The 22,844-nt window shown below is 64.3% G+C and carries 18 protein-coding genes; 12 read left to right on the forward strand and 6 right to left on the reverse strand.

Annotation, left to right across the window (positions count from 1 at the left end; genetic code table 11):
• Positions 1-2: 2 nt before the first annotated feature.
• Positions 3-4,361: a filamentous hemagglutinin N-terminal domain-containing protein gene (locus C8K18_RS33855; protein WP_258196158.1), complete on the reverse strand. Its 4,359-nt coding sequence runs from the start codon at positions 4,359-4,361 to the stop codon at positions 3-5.
• Positions 4,362-4,787: 426 nt separating this feature from the next.
• Here C8K18_RS33855 and bioA point away from each other — a divergent pair, with 426 nt between their 5' ends.
• The 4 genes from bioA to bioB are packed head-to-tail and all read left to right on the forward strand — an operon-like array spanning position 4,788 to position 9,188.
• A complete protein-coding gene (bioA, locus tag C8K18_RS25600) occupies positions 4,788-6,149 on the forward strand; it encodes an adenosylmethionine--8-amino-7-oxononanoate transaminase (protein ID WP_107709231.1) in 1,362 nt (453 codons plus the stop codon).
• Positions 6,149-7,333 carry an 8-amino-7-oxononanoate synthase gene (gene bioF, locus C8K18_RS25605; RefSeq protein WP_053857420.1) on the forward strand — a complete coding sequence of 395 codons (1,185 nt, stop codon included), beginning with the start codon at positions 6,149-6,151 and terminating at the stop codon, positions 7,331-7,333. Before bioA ends, bioF begins: the two co-directional genes overlap by 1 nt.
• On the forward strand, positions 7,330-8,058 hold the full coding sequence (gene bioD / locus C8K18_RS25610; protein ID WP_107709229.1) for a dethiobiotin synthase: 729 nt from the start codon (positions 7,330-7,332) through the stop codon (positions 8,056-8,058). Before bioF ends, bioD begins: the two co-directional genes overlap by 4 nt.
• A gap of 35 nt (positions 8,059-8,093) precedes the next feature.
• On the forward strand, positions 8,094-9,188 hold the full coding sequence (gene bioB / locus C8K18_RS25615) for a biotin synthase BioB (protein ID WP_107709227.1): 1,095 nt from the start codon (positions 8,094-8,096) through the stop codon (positions 9,186-9,188).
• Between the two features lie 6 nt (positions 9,189-9,194).
• On the opposite strand, the gene C8K18_RS25620 is transcribed toward bioB, so the two are convergent.
• Both C8K18_RS25620 and C8K18_RS25625 read right to left on the reverse strand, forming a co-directional pair.
• The gene (locus C8K18_RS25620) at positions 9,195-10,226 is read right to left on the reverse strand and encodes a sulfate ABC transporter substrate-binding protein (protein WP_107709225.1); all 1,032 of its coding nucleotides are present in this window, start codon (positions 10,224-10,226) and stop codon (positions 9,195-9,197) included.
• Between the two features lie 125 nt (positions 10,227-10,351).
• The gene (locus C8K18_RS25625) at positions 10,352-10,954 is read right to left on the reverse strand and encodes an alpha/beta hydrolase (protein ID WP_107709222.1); all 603 of its coding nucleotides are present in this window, start codon (positions 10,952-10,954) and stop codon (positions 10,352-10,354) included.
• Between the two features lie 318 nt (positions 10,955-11,272).
• Here C8K18_RS25625 and C8K18_RS25630 point away from each other — a divergent pair, with 318 nt between their 5' ends.
• From C8K18_RS25630 to C8K18_RS25655, 6 genes are all read left to right on the forward strand, one after another.
• Positions 11,273-12,214: a glyoxylate/hydroxypyruvate reductase A gene (locus C8K18_RS25630; RefSeq protein ID WP_107709220.1), complete on the forward strand. Its 942-nt coding sequence runs from the start codon at positions 11,273-11,275 to the stop codon at positions 12,212-12,214.
• 36 nt (positions 12,215-12,250) lie between these two features.
• Complete coding sequence (locus C8K18_RS25635; RefSeq protein ID WP_107709218.1) at positions 12,251-13,177, forward strand: hydroxymethylglutaryl-CoA lyase; 927 nt, start codon at positions 12,251-12,253, stop codon at positions 13,175-13,177.
• A gap of 62 nt (positions 13,178-13,239) precedes the next feature.
• Positions 13,240-13,761: a YbaK/EbsC family protein gene (locus C8K18_RS25640; RefSeq protein WP_006048167.1), complete on the forward strand. Its 522-nt coding sequence runs from the start codon at positions 13,240-13,242 to the stop codon at positions 13,759-13,761.
• A 5-nt stretch (positions 13,762-13,766) separates the two neighbouring features.
• Positions 13,767-13,994, forward strand: a complete 228-nt coding sequence (locus tag C8K18_RS25645) for a DUF1289 domain-containing protein (protein ID WP_006048168.1) — start codon at positions 13,767-13,769, stop codon at positions 13,992-13,994.
• Complete coding sequence (locus tag C8K18_RS25650; protein ID WP_029969556.1) at positions 13,991-14,464, forward strand: MaoC family dehydratase; 474 nt, start codon at positions 13,991-13,993, stop codon at positions 14,462-14,464. Before C8K18_RS25645 ends, C8K18_RS25650 begins: the two co-directional genes overlap by 4 nt.
• Positions 14,461-15,399, forward strand: a complete 939-nt coding sequence (locus C8K18_RS25655) for an MBL fold metallo-hydrolase (RefSeq protein ID WP_107709216.1) — start codon at positions 14,461-14,463, stop codon at positions 15,397-15,399. Before C8K18_RS25650 ends, C8K18_RS25655 begins: the two co-directional genes overlap by 4 nt.
• 374 nt (positions 15,400-15,773) lie before the next feature.
• Here C8K18_RS25655 and C8K18_RS25660 read toward each other — a convergent pair whose 3' ends face one another.
• Positions 15,774-16,673 (reverse strand): DMT family transporter, encoded by a 900-nt coding sequence (locus C8K18_RS25660; protein WP_006048171.1) that lies wholly within the window; start codon positions 16,671-16,673, stop codon positions 15,774-15,776.
• A gap of 114 nt (positions 16,674-16,787) precedes the next feature.
• Between C8K18_RS25660 and C8K18_RS25665 the strand changes: the two genes are divergently transcribed.
• Entirely contained in the window at positions 16,788-17,258 is a 471-nt protein-coding gene (locus tag C8K18_RS25665; RefSeq protein ID WP_006048172.1) for an Lrp/AsnC family transcriptional regulator, read from the forward strand.
• Between the two features lie 29 nt (positions 17,259-17,287).
• Here the strand turns inward: C8K18_RS25665 and C8K18_RS25670 are convergent, their stop codons facing one another.
• Positions 17,288-18,178 carry an alpha/beta fold hydrolase gene (locus tag C8K18_RS25670; RefSeq protein ID WP_053857410.1) on the reverse strand — a complete coding sequence of 297 codons (891 nt, stop codon included), beginning with the start codon at positions 18,176-18,178 and terminating at the stop codon, positions 17,288-17,290.
• Between the two features lie 287 nt (positions 18,179-18,465).
• Here C8K18_RS25670 and C8K18_RS25675 point away from each other — a divergent pair, with 287 nt between their 5' ends.
• On the forward strand, positions 18,466-19,425 hold the full coding sequence (locus C8K18_RS25675; RefSeq protein WP_006048174.1) for a nitronate monooxygenase family protein: 960 nt from the start codon (positions 18,466-18,468) through the stop codon (positions 19,423-19,425).
• Positions 19,426-19,442: 17 nt separating this feature from the next.
• On the opposite strand, the gene icmF is transcribed toward C8K18_RS25675, so the two are convergent.
• Positions 19,443-22,844 (reverse strand): fused isobutyryl-CoA mutase/GTPase IcmF, encoded by a 3,402-nt coding sequence (icmF, locus tag C8K18_RS25680; protein ID WP_107709214.1) that lies wholly within the window; start codon positions 22,842-22,844, stop codon positions 19,443-19,445.

Raw genomic sequence — 22,844 nt, forward strand, 5'->3', positions numbered from 1 at the left:
TTCTAGTGGTACTCGCCGGAATACGTGACCTGCACCTGGGGCGCTGTCTGACCCTGCCAGCTATTCTGGTCGAGCGTCGTGGGCGCGGCGATGTTGCCGACCGCTGCGACCGCGCTCCAGTAGTTCTGGAACAGTCCCACGTTCGACGCGTCGAGATTGCCGCCCGCGATGATCTGCGCCTGCGGGCTGATGCCTGCGATCAGGTTCGCCAGCGCGACGCCTGTGTAGGTGGTGTACTGGTAGGTCGAATTCCATTGCCCTCCGTGTGGCGGATCGGTAAAGACGCCACCGATGCTGTTCGGGTCCTGTATGCCGACCTGGCCAGTGCCGCCGGACAGGCTGATGCCAAGTTCGTCCAGCAGCGCCGGGTCGACCGGCTGGTTCAGGCCGGTCGTCGTCATCGTCGTGCGCGTGTTCGTCACCTGGGCGGCGTGCAGTTCCATGTCGCCGGCCGATTCGATCAGCGCTGACTGGTTGCGGATCAGGGCCGCGTTCGTGTAGCTGCCGTCTGCATTTTTGCCGCCCGCCAGTATCACCTTGCCGAGACCGTAAATCGCGGTGGTCGCCTGCGTGTCGGTCGCCGTGGTGTCGTCGCGGTTTTCGATGTCGTTCGACAGCAGTTCGAGCGTGCCGTTACTGTCGGTTGCGCCGATCAGCGCAGTCGGCCCCGTGTTCGTCAGCGATTGCGTCGCGTTGAGCGAGACGCTGCCGCCGACCATCGTCCCGGTGTTCTCGAGCGTATTCGAGTGCGTCGTGAGCGTGCCGCCCGCCATCATCACGCCGCTGTTCTGCACGTCGGCCGCGTTGATGTTCAGGTTGTTCGCCGCTTCGACAAGCGCGCCATTGCTGAATGTGCCCGGCAGCGTGAAACTGAGGTCATGGCCTGCGGCGAACTGCAGATCGGGCGTCGGCGTGAAGTCGCGCTGTACGCTTACCGCTACGTCGTTGGTCGCGCTGTATGCGCCACCGCCCGTAAGGGTCGTGGCATTCACGGCCAGGTTGTGTGTTGCGCCAATCTGCCCGTTCGTGTTCGTGACCGCGCCGGTCGTCGTGATCGCGACATCGCCATTCGAACCGCTCAGGTTGCCGATCTGGCCGTTGCTGTTGTCAACCGTGTCCGCCCGCACGGCGACATTCACGCCGCTGATCTGGCCACCGCGCTGGCCGTTCTGCGTGTTGACGAGCGCCGACGTATCGACGGCAACATTGCCGTTGCCCGTCATGACGCCGCCGCCGTTCACGATCTGGCTGCCACCTTGCACGGTCATGTCGCCCGTGCCGAGATTACCGACGAGGCCGTTCGTGTTGTTGACCGACGCGGCCTGAATCGCGAGCGTGCTCGCGTCGCCAGCCGCGCCCGTGCCGGACTGGATCTGTCCATTCGTGTTCGTCAGCGTGCCGCCGCTCGCGAGCGTCAGCGACGAGAGCGAGCGAACCGAGCCTTGCGTATTGTTCACATCGCCCGCGATGTTTGCCGCGATGTTTCCCTGCGCGGCGAGCACGCCATTCGCGTTGTTCAGGCTGCCGGCCTGCGCGGTGAGCTGCCCGGCCGTGATGATGCGACCGCCGACGTTCGAGAAGGAACCCGCGCCATTGCCCGGTGCAATCGTCAGCGTGCCCGTGCCGGCGTCGAGGATCGTGCCACCGTCGTTGATGAGCGCGCCAGGCGCGAGCGTCAGGTCGGTGCTGTTGGTCTGGAATGTGCCGCCGCTTGAATTGTCGAAGGTGCCGCTGACGTTAAAGCCCATCGACGACGCGCCGTATTGCGTGATCGTGCCGCCGTGGTTCACCAGGTCCGCCGCGTTCAGCGCAAGCTGGTTCGCCTGGATGTTGCCGCCGCTGTTATCCAGTGTCGAGCCGATGGTGAGTGCCAGGTTCGGCGCGACAATCGAGCCGCCGCTGTTGGTCAGCGAGCCGGTATGAATGGTTTCGTTTGCGCCCGCGCCGATCTGGCCGCCGTTGTTGTTTAGCGTGCCGCTGGCAAGGCTCAGGCCCGTGTTCGAAAGCAGCTTGCCGTTGGTGTTGTCCAGCGTGCCGCCGACGGTGGCCGTGAGACCGTTCTGGCCGATGATCGAGCCAGCCGTGTTGTCGAGCGCTCCGGCCTGAAGCGCGGTCTGGCCGTTACTGGCGATCGTGCCGCCCCTGTTGGACAGCGTCCCGGTGCTGACCGTCAGCGCGCCTGTCCCGGCATTCGCGATGGTGCCGTTGTCGTTGACGAGGGCGACAGCGGGCGCGAGCGTCAGGCTCGCGGCGTTGGTCTGAAGCGTGCCGCCTGTGTTGTCGAGCGTGCCGGATACATCGACCGTCGTCGCGCCGGTCCCGGTCTGCGTGATCGTGCCGCCGTGATTGACGAGGTTCGTCGCGTGCAGTGTGAGCAGGTTTGCGCTCGTCGAGCCGCCGCTGTTATCGACGGTCGCCGCGCTGATCACTGCCTGCTGGCCGGCCGTGAATGTGCCGGCGTTCGCGAGTGTCGTGCCGGCCGATGCGTTCACGTTTCCGTTGGCGGCCAATGTGCCGTTGCTGAACAGGCTTTGCGCCGCAGCCGCAGTCAGGTTCTGCCCCGCGGTGATCGACCCGGCGTTCGCAATCTGTCCGGCCTGCACGGTCACATTGCCGTTGCCGCCGATGGTGCCCAGACCCGTGCCGCCCGCGCCGTTATTCAACGTGCCCGCCGCGGAGAGCGTCAGGCCGCCCGCATTGAGCGATGCGATATGGCCCGCGGTGTTGTCGAATGACCCAGCGTTCGCCGTCAACGCACCCGCGGCCTGCATCGTGCCGCCCGTGTTGGACACGGCCCCCACGACGTTTGCACTTAAAACACTGCCCGAAACGATCTGGCCGTTGCTGTTCGAGAGCGCGCCCGCATTGACCGTCTGCGCGCCACCTGACGACAGTACACCGCCATCATTGACCAGCGTGCCCGCTGCTTTGACCGCGAGCGTACTGCCGGCCGTCGTCGTCGCGCCAGTGGTATTCACATCACCGCCCGTCGCGGTCAACGCCATGCTCCCATTCGCCGACGTACTGCTACCCGCGAGATTGACCGACGCGCCTTGCAGATTCGCATTCCCGCCCGCTGCATTGCGCCCGGTTGCCGCGAGCGCGCCGCCCGCCGTCACCGACAGATCGCCTGCATTCGCTATCGTGCCATCGCTGTTCACGCCCGCGCCAAGCGTACCCGTCGATGCCACGCCGCCCGCATTGACCGTGGTGTTCTGCTGCGCGGCAAACGTGCCGCTATTGCTCAGCGTGCCAGCCGTGCTCGCACTGACATTCTGCTGCGCGTAAGTGGTCCCGCTATTGTCGATCCCATCACGCGCATTGATCGCGATATTGCCGCTCGCGTTCGTCTGCCCGCCGAGGACCAGCTTGCCCTGCGTGGTCAGCGTCACGTCGCCCGCCTGCGCAGCGAGCACGCCCTTCGTCGACACGCCCACACCGTTCTCGGTGCCCACCAGAACGATCCGGTTCGCGTACATGCCACCAAGACTGCTCACGTCGATGGACACACCCGGCGCAGCGCCACTGCCCGCGATGGCCGTCGCGTTCAGCGTCCCATAATCGACACGGTTCGCGCCCGTGACGACGTTCAGGTTCTTCGCGTAGATCGCGGCATTCGCCTGCACGGCGCGCGCAATCAGATCGACCTGATCGACGTCGCCCGCGTTCAGCCCCGCGCCCTGCACGGTGATATTGCCGCCGCTCACGTTAAACCCGGTGAGGCTGCCGTCCGCGCCGTAATTCGGCGTACCGGTAGTGAGCGTCGCGCGCGACGTGTTGATGAAGCCGCCACCATTCACGCTGATCCCCGAGCCGTTGGCGATCACGACCTGCGCCTTCTGCCCGGCGACTTCGAGATAACCGTTAATCTGGCTCGCCGCGCTGCTATTAACCTGGTTGACGATGATCCGCGCGGACTGTCCCGGCGCGAAGTTCGGATTGCCGTTGATCATGCCCGCCTGCTGCGTCTGCACGATGGTCGGCGAGTTGTTCAGGATCGCGCCGCGCTGCTGCACGTCGAACTGGTTGTACGTGTTGACCGACACGCCCGCGCCGGACGGCCGGTTGATGTTCACCTGATTCAGCCCGTTCGGCGTCGTGATGACGCCTGGCGCGTTCGGGCCACCCGGCACGATCTGCGCTACGGTGAAAGCGGGCAGGGCGCCGAGCAGCACAAGGGCCGCAAGTGCGATGCTTCGCAGCGCGAAGCTGTGCTGTTGCGTGCTGGATGGAGTCGCGAGCACGCGCCTCGTTGCAGCGGTCTCGCCATTACCCTTGCCTGTTGCCGTGGCCGATTCCTCGACGGCAACCAGCATTGCCCTTAGCCGGTTGAATACCAGCCTGAATGCCCTGCGGTTCATCGTTTTTCTGTTGCGGATTGGTAAGAAGGCCGTAACGTACCGAACCGCGCGAGGCAGATGTGTCAAGATTCGTCAAGGTCAGCATCGACACAACGATTGCCACAAAATAGGTCATATCTGATTGCGAGGCCCCCGAGCGCCCATCTTTTGCTCCACTACCCCCCAATACTTTTCCGTCGCTAATTCCGCCCTTCTGCGCCCTTCACGGCAAAACGCAAATCACCTGCCGCGAACAGCGCCGAACCCCGTGCCGGCAGCCGAAATTCGCCGCCAAACCGCTAGTGCAAAGCCCCGAAGAAACCGCTAATCTCGACCCCGCACGCTAGCCGTAGGGTCGCGCATCGCTAAAAAACGCGACGCACCGCGCCCCAAAAACCTGACAAAAAGAACCCACGGCGGCCGCAAAAAAGCACCCTGGAGTACGCCTTGGAAATGTCAGCAACATCACCCACATCCACGGAAGACTGGATCGCCCGAAGCCTGCGCGCGGTCTGGCATCCCTGCACGCAGATGAAGCATCATGAGCGTCTGCCCCTGATACCCGTCGCGCGCGGTCAAGGCGCGTGGCTCTATGACCAGTCCGGTCATCGCTATCTGGACGCGATCAGTTCGTGGTGGGTCAACCTGTTCGGCCACGCGAATCCGCGCATCAACGCGGCGCTGAAGGATCAGCTCGATACGCTCGAGCACGCGATGCTCGCCGGTTGCACACACGAGCCCGCAATCGAACTCGCCGAGCGCCTCAACGCGCTCACCGATCACGCGCTGGGCCACGCGTTCTTTGCATCGGATGGCGCATCCGCCGTCGAAATCGCGCTGAAAATGAGCTTCCACGCGTGGCGCAATCGCGGCTTCGCCGACAAGCAGGAATTCGTCTGCATTGCGAACAGTTACCACGGCGAGACGATCGGCGCGCTCGGCGTGACCGACGTCGCGTTGTTCAAGGACGCCTATGATCCGCTGATTCGCAACGCTCACGTCGTGGCATCGCCGGACGCGCGTCTTGCACAACCCGGCGAAACAGCCGCCGACGTCGCGCGTCGCGCGCTCGAAGCTGTGCGTTCGCTCCTCGAAGCGCGCGCCACCAGAATCGCCGCGCTGATCGTCGAGCCGCTCGTGCAATGCGCAGCCGGCATGACCATGCACGACGCGTCGTACATCGCCGGTTTGCGTGCGCTGTGCGATCAGTACCGCGTGCATCTGATCGCCGACGAAATCGCCGTCGGCTGCGGCCGCACCGGCACTTTCTTCGCTTGCGAACAGGCCGGCATCTGGCCGGATTTCCTGTGTCTGTCAAAGGGCATTAGCGGCGGTTATCTGCCACTTTCCATCGTGCTTTCACGCGACGAAATCTTCGAAGCCTTCTATCACGACGACACGGCTCGCGGCTTTCTCCATTCGCATTCGTACACCGGCAATCCGCTCGCGTGCCGCGCGGCGCTCGCAACGCTCGACCTGTTCACGAGCGACAACGTCCTCGCGGTCAACGCGCAAAAGTCGGCAACGCTGAAGGCCGCACTCGCGCCGCTCGCGGAACACGCGAATGTGCGCAATCTGCGCCAGTGCGGAACGATTTTCGCGTTCGACGCAGTCATCGAAAACGAGCAGCATGCCAAAACCTTCTCGCGCCGATTCTTCGAAAATGCCTTGCAGCGCGAGCTATTGTTGCGCCCCATTTCGACCACCGTGTACCTGATGCCGCCATACATTCTCGACGACGAAGAGATCGCGCTGCTCGCCTCGCGCACGCGCGAAACGTTCGACGCCACGCTCGCGGAGCTGCGCTAATGCATCTGCTCGACAAACTTTCGCAGGGACTCAAAGAGATCGACGAACACGGTCTGCGCCGTCGCCGCCGCACAGTCGACACGCCGTGCGCAGCGCATATGACGGTCGACGGCCGCGAGATCGTCGGCTTTGCGAGCAATGACTATCTCGGACTCGCCGCGCATCCGCAGTTGATCGCGGCCATCGCCGAAGGCGCACAACGCTATGGCGCGGGCAGCGGCGGTTCGCATCTGCTCGGCGGCCACTCGCGCGCACACGCGCAACTCGAAGACGATCTCGCGGAGTTCGTCGGCGGATTCGTCGATGCGCCGCGCGCGCTTTACTTCAGCACTGGCTACATGGCGAATCTCGCGACGCTCACCGCGCTCGCGGGCCGCGGCACGACGCTGTTCTCCGATGCGCTCAACCATGCTTCGCTGATCGACGGCGCGCGTCTGTCGCGAGCCGACGTGCAGATCTACCCGCACTGCGATATGGAAGCGCTGAGCGCGATGCTCGATGCGTCGGACGCGGACGAGAAGGTCATCGTCTCCGATACGGTGTTCAGCATGGACGGCGACATCGCGCCGCTGACGCGTCTTCTCGAACTTGCGGAGCGGCATGGAGCATGGCTGATCGTCGACGATGCGCACGGTTTCGGCGTGCTCGGTCCGCAAGGCCGCGGCGCGATCGCCGAAGCCGCGTTGCGCTCGCCGAATCTGATTTCCATCGGCACGCTCGGCAAGGCGGCGGGCGTGTCGGGCGCATTCGTCGTGGCGCACGGGACCGTGATCGAGTGGCTCGTGCAACGCGCGCGTCCGTACATTTTCACCACGGCTTCGGTGCCGGCTGCCGCGCACGCGGTGTCGGCGAGTCTGCGCATTATCGGCGGCGATGAAGGCGATGAGCGGCGCGCGCATCTTCGGCAATTGATCGAGCGCACGCGCGCCATGCTCAAGACCACGCCGTGGCTTCCCGTCGATTCGCATACCGCCGTGCAGCCGCTCATTATCGGCGCGAACGACGCGACGCTCGGGATTGCCGCGTCGCTCGATCGCGCGGGTTTGTGGGTGCCCGCGATTCGGCCGCCGACCGTGCCCGCCGGCACGTCGCGCCTGCGCATTTCGCTATCGGCCGCGCATTCGCATGCGGATCTCGACCGGCTCGAAGCGGGCTTGCAAGCCGCGGGGGAGCAAAGCGCATGACGTCTGCGAACACTGCACTGTCACTCTTCGTCACCGGCACGGATACCGAAATCGGCAAGACGTTCGTGTCGTCGGCATTATTGCGAGGCTTCGTTCGCGAGGGACTGCAAGCGGCCGCGATGAAGCCGATCGCAGCGGGCGCGTTCGAGGTGAACGGCGAACTGCATAACGAAGACGCGGACCAGCTCGACGCGGCGTCGAACGTGCTGTTGCCGCCCGCGATGCGCACGCCGTATCTGCTGAAAGAACCGGCCGCGCCGCACATTGCCGCCGCGCTGGAAAACGTTGCATTCGACATCGACCACATCGTCGCGTGTCATAGCAAAGCGTTGACGCGCGCGGACGTCGTCGTGGTGGAAGGCGTCGGCGGCTTTCGTGTGCCGTTGACGGCGACGCACGACACGGCCGATCTCGCCGTCGCCTTGAAGCTGCCGGTCGTGCTGGTGGTCGGCATGCGCCTTGGCTGCATCAACCACGCGTTGCTCACCGCCGAGGCCATCGCCGCGCGCGGACTCACGCTTGCCGGCTGGGTCGCGAATCGCGTCGATCCCGGCATGACTTTTCCCGACGAAAACATCGCGTCGATCCGCGAGCATCTCACGCGCGAACATCACGCGCCGTTGCTCGGCATCGTGCCGCATATGAGCCCGGCATCGCCCGAACTCGCGGCTGAACGGCTCGACATTCACCGGCTATTGCAAACGCTGCGCGACGCGCAGCGCTGAATTGAACATCACGTCCACTCATGAGGATCGACCACATGACGCAACTGAACATCGCTGCTGCATCCGCTGATACGGCTGCCCTTAACAATGCCAACGTCAACGCGAACGCCAATGTCAACGCCGACGCTGCGGGCAAACAGCTCGCGCGCTGGCGCGTCGCCGACATCGTCGCGTTGTACGAACTCCCGTTCAACGACCTGATGTTTCGCGCGCAGCAAACGCATCGCGAGCATTTCGACGCCAACACCGTGCAACTGTCGACGCTGCTGTCGATCAAGACCGGTGGCTGCGAGGAAGATTGCGCGTACTGTCCGCAGTCGGTGCATCATGACACGGGCCTGCAAGCCGACAAGCTGATGCCGGTCGACGAAGTGCTCGCCGCCGCGAAAGCCGCGAAGGAAAACGGCGCGACGCGTTTCTGCATGGGCGCCGCATGGCGCAATCCGAAGGACCGCCATCTCGAGCCGATCAAGGAGATGATCCGCGGCGTGAAGGCGATGGGACTCGAAACCTGCGTGACGCTCGGCATGCTCGAGACGCATCAGGCGCAAGCGTTGCGCGAGGCCGGCCTCGATTACTACAACCACAATCTGGATACGTCGCCGGAGTTTTACGGTCAGATCATTTCGACGCGCACGTATCAGGATCGTCTCGACACGCTGGAACGCGTGCGCGATGCGGGCATCAACGTGTGCTGCGGCGGCATTGTCGGCCTCGGCGAATCGCGCCGCGAGCGTGCGGGCCTGATCGCGCAACTGGCGAACATGGAGCCGTATCCGGAATCGGTGCCGATCAACAATCTGGTGCAAGTGGAAGGCACGCCGCTGACCGGCACCGAAGCGATCGATCCGTTCGAATTCGTGCGGACCATCGCGATTGCGCGGATCACGATGCCGCGCGCGATGGTGCGCCTGTCCGCCGGCCGCGAGCAGATGGACGAGGCGTTGCAGGCAATGTGTTTTCTCGCGGGCGCGAACTCGATTTTCTACGGCGATCAGTTGCTGACCACGAGCAACCCGCAAGCCGAAGCGGACCGCAAGCTGCTCGCGCGCCTCGGCATTCGCGCCGAAGCCGCGCAGCAGATGCCGCTCGACAAGAGCGGCTGCGAGCACGGCTGCGAACACGCGTAAAGCGCATTACTTCCTGTCGACGATGATCTGATCGAAAGTCCCGCCGTCGGAGAAATGGGTTTGCTGCGCTTTCTGCCAGTTACCGAACATTTCTTCGACGGTGAAGGTCTTGATCGGCTTGAACTCCGCGGCGTGTTTCGCGAGCACGTTCTTGTCGCGCGGACGCAGATGATGTTGCGCGATGATCTCCTGCGCGGCCGGCGACCACAGATAGTCGATATACGCCTGCGCTTCCTTGCGCGTGCCGCGCTTGTCGACCACCTTGTCGACGATCGACACCGGCGGTGCGGCCAGCAGGCTCACCGACGGATACACCGCCTCGAAATTGCCGCCGCCCACGTCGCTGTTCATCAGCGCGACTTCGTTTTCGAACGTGACCAGGACGTCGCCGATGCCGCGTTGCGTGAACGTCGTCGTCGCGCCGCGGCCGCCCGTGTCGAGCACCGGCACGTTCCTGAACAGCGCCTTTTCGAAGTCGAGCGCCTGCGCATCGGTGCCGCCGTGCTGCTTGCGATAACCCCACGCGGCGAGGTACGTGTAGCGTCCGTTGCCGGACGTCTTCGGATTCGCGATCACCACTTGTACGCCGGGCTTCGCGAGATCGTCCCAGTCCTTGATGTGCTTCGGATTGCCCTTGCGCACGAGGAACACCATCGTCGTCGTGTACGGCGCGCTGTCGTCCGGCAGACGCGTGCGCCAGTTGGCGGGCACCAGTTGGCCTTTTTCCGCGAGGAGGTCGATGTCGTTCGGCTGGTTCATCGTCACGACGTCGGCCTGCAAGCCCTGCAATACCGACAACGCCTGTGCGCTCGACGCGCCATGCGACTGGCGAATCGACACCGTCTCGCCGCTCTTCTGCTTATACGCGGCGATGAAGCCCGCGTTGATGTCCTTGTACAACTCGCGCGTTACGTCGTACGACACATTCATCAACGACGTCTCGGCATGCGCCGCCGATATGCCGCCAGCGCCGAAGCCGAGCGTGAGCGCCGTAAAGCCGGCCGCCAGCCAGCGTGAAGTCCCCGTCTTGCCTGCCATCTTGTCCCCGCTATCGATGTTAAAAACCTGTGGCCGCGCAATCGCGCAGCATCAAGCGGGATTCTAGCGGATCGCTTATACGCGGCGAGCCGGGCCGGCCCGAGCAACGCACTCGAGCCCGCGCGTTAAACCACCGCGTGCTGCCCGATCTCGAGCGCTTCGTCGCGAAAGCGCAGCGGCGCCGCGCAGTGCACGAGCGTGTCGATGAAATACTTGGCCCGCGGCCACGGTCCGAATCCGGCTGCGGTATTGATGTGCCCCGCATCGCCGAGATTGACGAACGCACTGCCGAAACGCTGCGCGAGTTCGCGAGCGCCGGCAAGCGGCATCCACGGATCGGTTTCGCTGCCGATCAGAATGGACGGCACGCCCAGCCGCCGTGCCTCGAACGATCCGGCGAAGGCGAACTTTTGCGGGCTCGCGGGCGCGACGAGGAGCACGCCGACCACTTCGTTCGCATACGACGCCTGCTGCAACGCGTGCGCGGCCGCAAGACATCCGAAGCTGTGCGCGGCGAGCACGAACGGCCCGCGTTCGCGCGCGAGCAACTCGCGCAGCGAGTTGGCCCAGCCGGCGACGTCCGGTGCATCCCAGTCGGCCTGCTCGACGCGCAACGAGCGAGCGAACTGGCGTTCGAGCCACGTTTGCCAATGTGCGCCCTCGCTGCCGTGCAGACCCGGAACGGTCACGAGCCGCGGCGGCCACGGCGATCTGGTGCATGAAAGCATGTCTGTCCCTCGGAAAGGGAAAACCGGGTAGTCATTGTCCCGCCGCCCGTCGCGCGGACGAACCAAGTTTTTGTGCTTTGTTTATCGGTTGAATCTGCGGAGCGCGAAGCCGAAAACGGACGGTCGTGCGCAAGCGCGCGGGATCGTCGGCGAAAAAGTAGAATGAAGCCTGCCCATAAAAGGAGGAGCCCTCATGTCGTCAGCGTCGCGCGCCGCGCCGCAGCCGTCGCGAGCCTTGCAGCCGTCCCGCCGCCCGCCGCGCCCGCACCGCGCGCGCAGCGTGAACCGGGGCCGTTGCGCGTGCAACGGTGAGGCCGCATGAAAGTCCTCTTCTATATGCCGAACGCCGAAGCCGCAGCCTGGCTGCATGACTTTGCGCGCGCGCTGCCGCAAGCCGATCTGCGCGAGTGGCAACCCGGCGACACCGCGCCCGCCGATTTCGCGGTCGTCTGGCGACCACCGCGCGAGATGCTGGCCGGCCGCGCCGATTTGCGCGCGATCTTCAATCTGGGCGCGGGCGTCGATGCGATTCTCGCGCTCGAACGCGAGCAGCCCGGCACCTTGCCGCCCAACGCGCCGTTGATCCGTCTCGAAGACACCGGCATGGCGCCGCAAATGGCCGAGTATGTGACGCACGCGGTGCTGCGTTATCTGCGGCGCTTCGACGAATATGAAGCGCTGCAGCGCGAGCGCCGCTGGCAAGTGCTCGATCCGCATCCACGCGACACGTTCACGGTCGGCGTGCTCGGGCTTGGCGTGCTGGGCGCCCACGTCGCGCAAACGGTCGCGCGATTCGGCATGCCGGTGCGCGGCTACAGCCGCAGTGCGAAGGATGTCGAAGGCATCACCACGTTCGCCGGCGAAGCGCGTTTCGACGCGTTTCTCGACGGCGTGAAAGTGCTCGTCAATCTGCTGCCGCATACGCCGGATACCGCGAACGTGCTGAATGCCCGCACGTTTTCGAAGCTCGCACGCGGCGCGTATCTGATCAACGTTGCACGCGGCGCGCATCTGGTGGAAGCCGATCTGCTCGACGCGCTGGCAAGCGGCCAACTCGCCGCGGCCACGCTCGACGTGTTTCAGCAAGAGCCGTTGTCGCCCGATCATCCGTTCTGGCAGGAGCCGCGCATTACCGTCACGCCGCACATGTCGGCGCTGACCTTGCGCGAAGAAAGCGTCGCGCAGATCGCGCAAAAAATGCTCGCGCTCGAACGCGGCGAAGCCGTCGGCGGCGTGGTGAATATCGAGCGCGGATATTGACGGCGTGGAGTCACAATCACGTCAAGGAGACACAACATGGCCGTACCCCAGCAAGTGAAAATCGTCGAAGTCGGTCCGCGTGACGGTCTGCAAAACGAGAAGGATTTCGTGCCGACGGCGATCAAGATCGAGTTGATCAACCGGCTCGCGGCAGCGGGTTTTCGCAACGTCGAAGCGGCGTCGTTCGTGTCGCCGAAATGGGTGCCGCAAATGGCCGACGGCGCCGACGTGATGGCCGGCATCGAGCGGCGCCCCGGCACGATCTATTCGGTGCTCACGCCGAATCTGCGCGGCTTCGAAGGTGCGCTCGCCGCGCGCGCCGACGAGATCGTGATCTTCGGCGCGGCGAGCGAAGCGTTCTCGCAGAAGAACATCAATTGCAGCATCGCGGAAAGTATCGAGCGATTCGCGCCGGTCGCGCAGGCGGCGAAGCAGCACGGCTTGCGCATGCGCGGCAGCGTGTCGTGCGCGCTCGGGTGTCCGTATCAGGGCGAAGTGCCGGTGGCGTCGGTGGTCGATGTGGTGCAACGTTTCGCGGCGCTCGGCTGCGACGAGATCGATATCGCCGATACGATTGGCGTGGGTACGCCGAAGCGCACGCGCGAAGTGTTCGAAGCCGTGACCCGCGTGTTTCCGCGCGAGCGTCTGTCCGGGCACTTTCACGACACCTACGGCCAGGCGCTCGCGAATATCTACGCGGCGTTGCAGGAAGGCATCGAGATTTATCACGCGTCGGTGGCGGGGCTCGGCGGCTGTCCGTATGCGAAGGGCGCAACGGGCAACGTCGCAACCGAAGACGTGCTGTACTTGATGAACGGCCTTGGCATCGAAACTGGCATCGACCTCGCGCAAGTCGTGGGCATCGGCGATTTCATTTCGACGGCAATCGGCCGGCCGAACGTGTCGCGCGCGGGCAAGGCGTTGCTTGCGAAGGCGCGCAGCGAAGCCGCCAATTGCGTATGAGCCGGACCGAACGGCATGCTTGAGGCGCAACACCCATACTCAAACCATCAGGACCTGAAACGATGACGGACCACGCTTTTCTCGACTCCGACGACCTCACCGCATTGCCGGATTCCGCACGCCGTGTCGCGCTGCTGCTGCGCGAACGCGGTCACGCGGGACGGGTCGTGATGCTGCCGGAAACCGGCAAAACTTCCGCGGAGGCCGCCGCGGGCCTCGGCTGTTCGGTCGCGCAGATCGCGAAGTCGATTCTGTTTCGCCGCCGCGAAGACGACGCGCCGGTGCTGGTGGTCGCGAGCGGCGCAAATCGCGTCGATGAAAAAAAAGTGGCGGCGCAGGTCGGCGAGATTGGCCGCGCGGATGCGAAGTTCGTCCGCGAAAAAACCGGCTATGCGATCGGCGGCGTGTGTCCGGTCGGGCATGCGGTCGAACCCGTCACGCTGATCGACGAAGACCTGCTCGCGCTCGACAGCCTGTGGGCCGCCGCGGGTCATCCGCACGCGGTGTTCAATCTGACCGCGCAGGAACTGATTGCGTTGACGGGCGCGCCGGTGGTCGACGTGGCGCTGCGCGAGACGGCCTGAATCCGATGACAGCGCGAATCGATCACGCAGCGACAGGCGGCGGCGTGCCGTCGCCGTGCATCAACGTGTGCCGGATGGACGCGTCGAGCGGCTGGTGCGAAGGATGCCTGCGCACCATCGACGAAATCGCCGGCTGGTCGCTCTACGATGACGACGAAAAACGCGCGGTGTGGGACGCGCTCGAAGCGCGCCGCGCCCAATTCATCGCCCGCCAGGCGAAGGTGCAACGATGAACGCGGCGCCGCGCATTGTCACCATCGGCGAGACGTTTAGCGCGACGCTCGCGCTGTCGGCGGATTCGGTGAAAACGTTCGCGACGCTCGTCAACGATCTGAACCCGCTGCATCACGACGAGGCCTATGCCGCGCAAAGCCGATTCGGCGGTCTCATCGCGTCGGGCACGCAGCCCACCGCGCATTTCATGGCGCTTCTCGCCACGCATTTTTCGACCTACGCGCAGCCGCTCGGACTCGAGTTCGATATCAAGCTGAAGAAGGCTGCGCACGCCGGCGACACGCTCGTGATGACATGGCGTGTGCGCGATGCTTACTGGAAGCCGAGCCTGCACGGCGACCTGACGCATCTGGAAGGCACGGTCAAAAATCAGCGCGGCGAAGTGACCGTTGTGGGCGCATCGACCATTCTCGTGATGCCGAAGCCCGAGGCGTCCGTCGACGCGAGCATCAACACGGGCACGCTATGACCGAGTTGACCACTGCATTGACCATCGCATTGCCCGCATCGGTGCGCGTGTTCGAGCGCGGCTGGCTGTCGTCGAACAACGTGCTGCTCATCGACAACGACTGCGCCGCGCTCGTCGATACCGGCTACGCGACGCATGCGCAGCAAACGCGTGCGCTCGTGCAACAGGCGCTGGGCGAGCGGCCGCTCGATCTGATCGTCAACACGCATCTGCATTCGGATCATTGCGGCGGCAACGCGTTGTTGCAGGCGACGTGGCCATGCCGCACGCTCATTCCCGCCTGCGAAGCCGACGCGGTGCGCGACTGGGACGAAGCGCGTCTGACTTTCCGCGCGACCGCGCAGACCTGTGAGCGCTTTGCCTTCACCGGCACGATCGCGCCGGGCGCGATGCTGCGCCTCGGCGCACTCGACTGGCAGGTGCTCGGCGCGCCCGGCCACGATCCGCATTCGCTGATGCTGTACTGCGCGGCCGAACGCGTGCTGATCAGCGCTGACGCGCTGTGGGAAAACGGCTTCGGCGTGATCTTTCCGGAGCTCGAAGGCGAAAGCGGCTTTGCCGAGCAGCAGGCGGTGCTCGAGGCGATTGCCGCGCTCGACGTGCGCGTCGTGATCCCCGGTCATGGCGCGCCCTTTACGAACGTCGAGCAGGCGCTGGAGCGCGCTTTCTCGCGGCTCGCGTGGCTGCGGGCCGATCCGGCGCGCAATGCAAAGAATGCGCTGAAGGTATTGATCGTCTTCAAGCTACTCGATGTGCGCGCAACGAGCTTCGCGGCGTTGCTGGAGATGCTCGACGGCGCAGCGGCGATGCGCGCGGCGGCCTCGATGCTGAAACCGCGCGGCGAGTGGCCGGCGCTTGTCAAAGCGATCGTCGGCGAGCTGGCTGCCGGGAATGGGCCGCTTACGGTGGATGGTGAAAAGATCGTCGCGCGATAGTGCTGCAACCGGGAATGCAGTCGTGCAGTGAAGTAAGGCAGCGACGTGCAGCAGCAGCAGCGCTCACGCAAAAACCGCCGCCACAAAAAGAAAGCCGCTCAACCTGTGAAGGCGAGCGGCGGAAATTCTGTCGGACGTGATCAGCGTCTGCCCGAATGATACGCGCGCGCGATTTTCGGCCGCATCAGTGATTTCCCTACAGATGCATGACGGCGGCTGTTAACCCGCATACACGCCGGCACGCGCAAACCGGCGCCGACATTAGCTTTGCGAACCATTAGTCCGCTGATATGAACAAACGTGGTTCGTTTGCAATCCGTAGCATTTGGGCGTTTGCATCGGCTGCCTCCGGCTGAAACAGGAAAGCGCCGCATTCAAACAGACGGCGCGCGTCTTTGCGGCACGATGCGCCAGCCGAGATTGACGCCCGCGGCGGCAAGCAGAATCAGCACCGCGCCCAGCACCTGAATCCACGCAAGCGTCTGTCCGAACGCGATTCTGTCGACGATGATCGCGACCACCGGATAGATGAACGACAGCGCGCCGGTCATCGAAGTCGGCAGCTTCTGGATCGCGCCATACAGCAGCACATACATGAGCCCGGTGTTGACGACGCCCAGCACGACCAGCTCGAGCCACTGCACGCCCGTGGCCGGCAGCGCGTCGAAACGCACGAGCGGCGCGAGCATCACCACGCCGAGCGACACCTGGATCAGCGCGATCAGATGCGGCGGCGTGCCCTTCAAATGCTTGGTGATGATCGACGATACCGCGTACATCGCCGCCGCGCCGACCGCATACCCGATGCCGACCAGATACTGCCCCGGCACGGCGAGCACCGCGGGCTCGACCTTCACGACGAACACGAGCCCAATGAACGCGAGCACGAGCCACAGCACCGTCGACGCGCTGATCCGCTCGCGAAACACGATTGCGCCGAGCGCGACCAGCATGAAAGGTTGCGTGTTGTAGACGGCCGTCGCCATCGAGATCGACGCACGCGAATACGCGGCGAACAGCAGCACCCAATTGGCGACGATCGCCGCGCCGCCGAGCAGCGCGAGGCCAACCATCTTCCACGAGAACAGCTTGCGCCTGAAGAGGCCGAGCACTGCGCATACGAGCGCGAGCGTCGCGCCGCCGAAAATGCAGCGGAAGAACACCACGTTAAATGCGCTTTGCTGCGACGACACGACCAGCCAGCCGATCGTGCCCGACATCAGCATTGCCACGCTCATCTCCGCCGCGCCGCGGCGGATGTCGTTTGAAGCCATGATTCGATCCTCGAATGGATTCCTGTATGGCAAGCAGTGTAAATAATCCGGTCGAGCGAATACATGGATAAACTTAAGCCATACCGCCATACCACCTAAAATTCGAAGGCCGTCATGACGAAACGCCTTACTCCGTTAGCGCCTGTCCCGCTCGACGAAACCGATCGCGCGCTGCTCGCCGCGCTCGCCGAAGATGCGCGCCGCCCGGTCAGCGAACTGGCGCGGCTCGTCGGCCTTTCGGCGCCGAGTACGGCCGAGCGCATCCGCAGGCTCGAGGCGCAAGGCGTGATTGAGCGCTTCACGGTGCAACTCGATCCGCGCGCGCTCGGCTTCACGCTGCAAGCCATCGTGCGTGTCAAGCCGCTGCCGGGGCAGTTGCATCTGGTGGAAGAAGTGATCCGGCGAATCCCGGAGTTTGTCGAATGCGACAAGGTGACGGGCGACGATTGCTTCATCTGCCGTCTTTATCTGCGGACGATCGATCAGCTTGACGAGATTCTGTCGAAGGTCACCGAGCGCGCGGAGACGAGCACGGCAATCGTCAAGTCAACGCCGTTGGCGCGGCGGCTGCCGCCGCTTGCGTAAAAGCGCGAAGAACGAACCGCCTTTGCGCTTTACCTCTCTATCGCTTCAAAGAAGGACAGCATTTCGGCGAGCAATTCGTCCGGCGCCTCTTCCGGCAAATAGTGGCCGCACCGCAGCGAACGCCCGCTCACGTCGCGCGCGACATGACGCCATTCGGCGAGCGCGTCGAAGCACTTTTCGATGACGCCGTTCTCGCCCCACAGCACACGCAATGGGCAAGCAATCTTATGTCCGCGTTCGATGTCGGCGCGGTCGTGTTCGAGATCGATGCTCGCCGACGCGCGGTAGTCCTCGCACATCGCGTGCACCGCGCCTGGTTGCGCGAGCGCCGCGCGATACGCGTCGAGCGAGGCCGGTTCGAACGGCGCGAGGCCAGCATGACGGCTGCCCATCACCGCATCGACATACGCGGCGGGATTGGCGCCGATCAGCGTCTCCGGCAGCGGCTCGGGCTGGATCAGGAAGAACCAGTGGAAGTAATGCGTGGCGAACGTGCGGTCGGTGGCTTCGTACATCGCGAGCGTCGGCGCGATGTCGAGCAGCATCAGACGCTCGACGGCATCCGCATGATCGAGCGCCATGCGATGCGCGACGCGCGCGCCGCGATCGTGCGCACAAACGAGAAACCGCTCGAAGCCGAAGTGGCGCATCACGGCGACCTGATCCGCGGCCATCGCGCGTTTGGAATACGGCGTGTGCGCCGCGTCGCTCGCCGGCTTGCCCGATGCGCCGTAGCCGCGCAGATCGGTGGCGATGACCGTGAAGTGCTGAGCCAGTCGCTCGGCGCAGCGCGCCCAGATCAGATGCGATTGCGGATGGCCGTGCAGCAGCAGAAGCGGCGGCCCCGCTCCGCCCTTCACTCCAAAGATATCGGCATCGCCCGCGGCGACGCGAAAGGGCGTGAAATTCTCGAAGGCCATGGCCGTGTCTCTTGTCGTTTGGAGTGCGTGCATTGTAAAAGCCCAATGTGTCCGCACGCGGTGGGATAGCCCACGCAAGCATAGAACCTGAACACTCCTTCCAACCGTTCTAAACGATGCGGCGAACGCGGCGCGAGCGCTTCGCCTATAATCGAACGACCGTTCTTAAACGTTCCAGCATCTATGCATGCTGTCGGCTGCAACGCGGCGCGCGCCGCATGCCGCTAAACTCATCAAATAGCCGGGCGCCTCGCGCACACCGGCTCGTCAATCAGGAGACTCGCACTATGGCATTGCCCGCCGTTCTGCAAAATCTGGCGTTGCCTGTCGTCGCCTCGCCGATGTTCATCGTCAGCTATCCCGAGCTCGTGCTGGCGCAGTGCAAGGCCGGCATCGTCGGTTCGTTCCCGGCGCTGAATGCGCGCCCTGCCGAGTTGCTCGACGAATGGCTCACGCAGATTCAGGCGCAACTCGCCGAGCATCGCGCTGCAAATCCCGACGCGCGCATCGGGCCGATTGCCGTCAACCAGATCGTTCATCAATCGAATACGCGGCTCGAGCACGACGTGCGCGTATGCGTCGAACACAAGGTGCCGATCTTCATCACGAGCCTGCGCGCGCCGGCGCGAGAAATTGTCGACGCCGTGCACAGCTATGGCGGCATCGTGCTGCATGACGTGATCAATCTGCGTCACGCGCAGAAGGCGCTCGAAGCGGGCGTCGACGGTTTGATCCTGGTGGCGTCGGGCGCGGGCGGTCATGCGGGCACCACGTCGCCGTTTGCGCTGGTCGGCGAAGTGCGGCGCATTTTCGACGGCCCGATCGTGCTGTCCGGCGCAATCGCGAACGGCGGCTCGATCCTCGCCGCGCAAGCGATGGGCGCCGACCTCGCGTACATGGGCACGCGCTTCATCGCGACCAAAGAGGCGCACGCGGTGGAGAGCTACAAGCAGGCTATCGTGAGCTCGTCGGCGTCGGACATCATCTACACGAACCTGTTCACGGGCGTGCATGGCAATTACATTCGCGAGAGCATCGTCAACGCCGGGCTCGATCCGGATGCGCTGCCGGAATCGGACAAGACCAAGATGAACTTTGCCAACGAAAAGGCCAAGGCGTGGAAAGACATCTGGGGCGCGGGCCAGGGCGTCGGCCTGATGGACGACGTGCCGAGCGTGAGCGAACTGGTCGCGCGTTTGTCGAAGGAATACGACGACGCGAAGGCGCGCCTCGGCATCGCGCGCTGACGCCAGGCTTCGCCCGCCTACATGTTCCGCCGATACTGCCCGCCAACCTCGAACAGCGCGTGCGTGATCTGTCCGAGCGAGCACACGCGGACCACGTCCATCAGCACCGCAAAGACGTTTTCATCGTCGATCACCGCGCGCTTCAGACGCTCCAGCGCGGCAGGCGCGGCCTCGCGATGCCGCGCCTGAAAATCGCGCAGGCGTTTTAGCTGGCTTTGCTTTTCTTCGTCGGTGGAACGGGCGAGCGCGATGGGCTGCGGCGCCTCATGCGGATGCGCGCTTACGAACGTGTTCACACCCACGATCGGATACGAGCCGTCATGCTTGCGATGCTCGTACAGCATCGACTCGTCCTGAATGCGTCCGCGCTGATAACCGGTCTCCATTGCGCCGAGCACGCCGCCGCGCTCGGTGAGCCGGTCGAACTCGGCGAGCACCGCTTCTTCGACGAGATCGGTCAATTCGTCGATCACAAAACTGCCCTGATTCGGGTTCTGATTCTTCGCGAGTCCCCATTCGCGATTGATGATCAACTGAATCGCCACCGCGCGACGCACCGACTCTTCGGTGGGTGTGGTGATGGCTTCGTCGAAGGCATTGGTGTGCAGCGAGTTGCAGTTATCGTAGATCGCGATCAGCGCTTGCAGCGTGGTACGAATGTCGTTGAAGTCGATCTCCTGCGCATGCAGGCTGCGCCCCGACGTCTGCACGTGATACTTGAGCTTCTGGCTGCGCTCGTTCGCGCCGTAGCGTTCGCGCATCGCGATTGCCCAGATGCGTCGCGCGACGCGGCCGAGCACCGTGTATTCCGGGTCCATGCCGTTCGAAAAGAAGAACGACAGGTTCGGCGCGAAGTCGTCTATCGACATGCCTCGTGCGAGGTACGCCTCGACATAGGTGAAGCCGTTGGCGAGCGTATAGGCGAGTTGCGAGATCGGATTCGCGCCGGCCTCGGCAATGTGATAGCCGGAGATCGACACCGAATAGAAATTGCGCACGCCGTGTTCGACAAAGTACGCCTGAATATCGCCCATCACTTTCAGGCTGAATTCCGTCGAAAAGATGCAGGTGTTCTGGCCTTGGTCTTCTTTGAGGATGTCGGCCTGCACGGTGCCGCGCACATTTTCCAACGCGATGTGGCGCGTCGCGGCGAGTTCGTCGTCGGTGAGTGCGCGGCCTAGTTCGTGTTGCTTGCGCGTGATCTGCTGATCGATCGCGACGTTGAAAAACATCGCGAGGATGGTCGGCGCGGGACCGTTGATCGTCATCGACACCGACGTTTCCGGCGCGCACAGATCGAAGCCGTCGTAGAGCACATGCATGTCGTCGAGCGTCGCGACCGACACGCCCGAATTGCCCACCTTGCCGTAGATGTCCGGCCGTTCGTGCGGCTCCTCGCCGTACAGCGTGACGGAATCGAAAGCAGTGGAAAGACGCTTGGCCGGCATGCCCTCGGACAGCAGCTTGAAACGCCGGTTGGTGCGCGACGGGTCGCCTTCGCCCGCGAACATACGCGTCGGATCTTCGTTTTCGCGGCGGAATGGGAACACGCCCGCGGCGAACGGGAAGTAGCCAGGCAGATTCTCGAGCATCAGCCAGCGCAAAATCTCGCCGTGATCGACGAACTTCGGCAGCGCAACTTTGCGGATCGGCGTGCCGGACAAGGTGGTGACCGTGAGCGCCGTGCGGATCTCGCGGTCGCGAATGCGGATGACGTGTTCATCGCCGGAATATGCGGCGACGGTTTGCGGCCAGGCGTCGAGTAGCTTGCGTTCGTGTTCGCCTAGTGCGGCTGTGCGTTGCTCGATTAGTGTGTCGAGTTGGGCGGCGGGTGCGTTGGCGCTTGTGTCGCTGGCTTTTGCGTCATTGTTTGTGTCGTTGTCATTCGTGTCGGCTTCGCCGAGCATTCGGCGCGCTTCGATAAGTTGCCAGCGTTCACGCGCGATGCGCGCCTGCGCATCGGCGCGCTCGCGATAAACGTGAACGGTCTGCGCGATTTCCGCGAGATAGCGCACGCGCGCCGGCGGGACGATTGCATGACGGCCGCTCGAAAACCGCAGGTCGGCTCGCGCGGCAAGACGGCCGCCGCCGTCCGCGCGCAGGCCATGCTTGTGCAACGCGTTCGCGAGATGCCGGTAGAGCGCGGTCACGCCGTCGTCGTTGAAACGCGAAGCGATGGTGCCGAACACCGGCATCGCGTCGGGCGGCTTCGCGAACTCGCCGCGATTGCGCTGTACCTGCTTCGCGACGTCGCGAAGCGCATCGGCGGCGCCCTTGCGGTCGAACTTGTTGATCGCGACGAAGTCGGCGAAATCGAGCATGTCGATTTTTTCGAGCTGGCTCGCCGCGCCGAACTCGGGCGTCATCACGTACAGCGATTCGTCGACGAACGGCACGATGGCGGCGTCGCCCTGACCGATACCCGACGTCTCGACGACGATCAGGTCGAAGCCCGCCGCCTTGCAGAGCATCAGCGCGTCGGGCAGCGCGTTCGAGATTTCGCTCGACGCCTCGCGCGTCGCCATCGAGCGCATGTAGACACGCGCACCGCCGCGCGCGCCGCCGTCCCAATCGCCGATCGCGTTCATGCGGATGCGGTCGCCGAGCAGCGCGCCGCCCGACTTGCGGCGCGATGGGTCGATGGCGAGCACGGCGATGGTGAGCGCGTCGCCGTAATCGAGGCGGAAGCGGCGGATCAGTTCATCCGTCAGCGACGATTTACCCGCGCCGCCCGTGCCGGTGATGCCAAGCACGGGAATCTGCGCGGCTTGCGCCAGGGTCGCGATTTTGCTGCGCTCGGCGGCGGTGACGGCGCCGGTTTCGAATGCGCTGATGAGTTGGGCGAGGTGGCGGAACGCGATGGCGGTGGGGTGTTCGGTGCGTCCAGCCATCAAACCGTCGATCCATTCGCCGACTGCGCCAACCGCGCCGCCCCGCGCCGCGGCGCTCTCGCGCGCAAGCGCTGCGCACCGCCCAATCATGTCGTCGATCATGCCTTGCAGGCCAAGCCGCTGGCCGTCGTGCGGCGAATAGATTTTTTCGACGCCGTATCGTTCCAGCGCGACGATTTCCTCGGGGACGATCACGCCGCCTCCGCCGCCGAACACCTTGATACGCTCGCCGCCGCGCGCTCGCAGCAGATCGACGAGATAGCGGAAGTATTCGTTGTGGCCGCCCTGGTAGCTCGACACTGCGACGCCGTCGGCGTCTTCCTGAAGCGCGGCGGTCGCGACTTCATCGACGGAACGGTTGTGGCCCAGGTGGATGACCTCCACGCCGCTTGCTTGCAGAATGCGCCGCATGATGTTGATCGACGCGTCATGGCCGTCGAACAAGGCTGCGGCAGTGACGAAACGCAAGCGCCGGCCGGCGGGCAGCTCGTGGCTGGCGGCGCGCTGCGGCGAGGACAGATCGGTCAT

The organism is Paraburkholderia sp. GV068 (assembly GCF_003058125.1).
GTDB classification, from domain to species: Bacteria; Pseudomonadota; Gammaproteobacteria; order Burkholderiales; family Burkholderiaceae; genus Paraburkholderia; species Paraburkholderia graminis.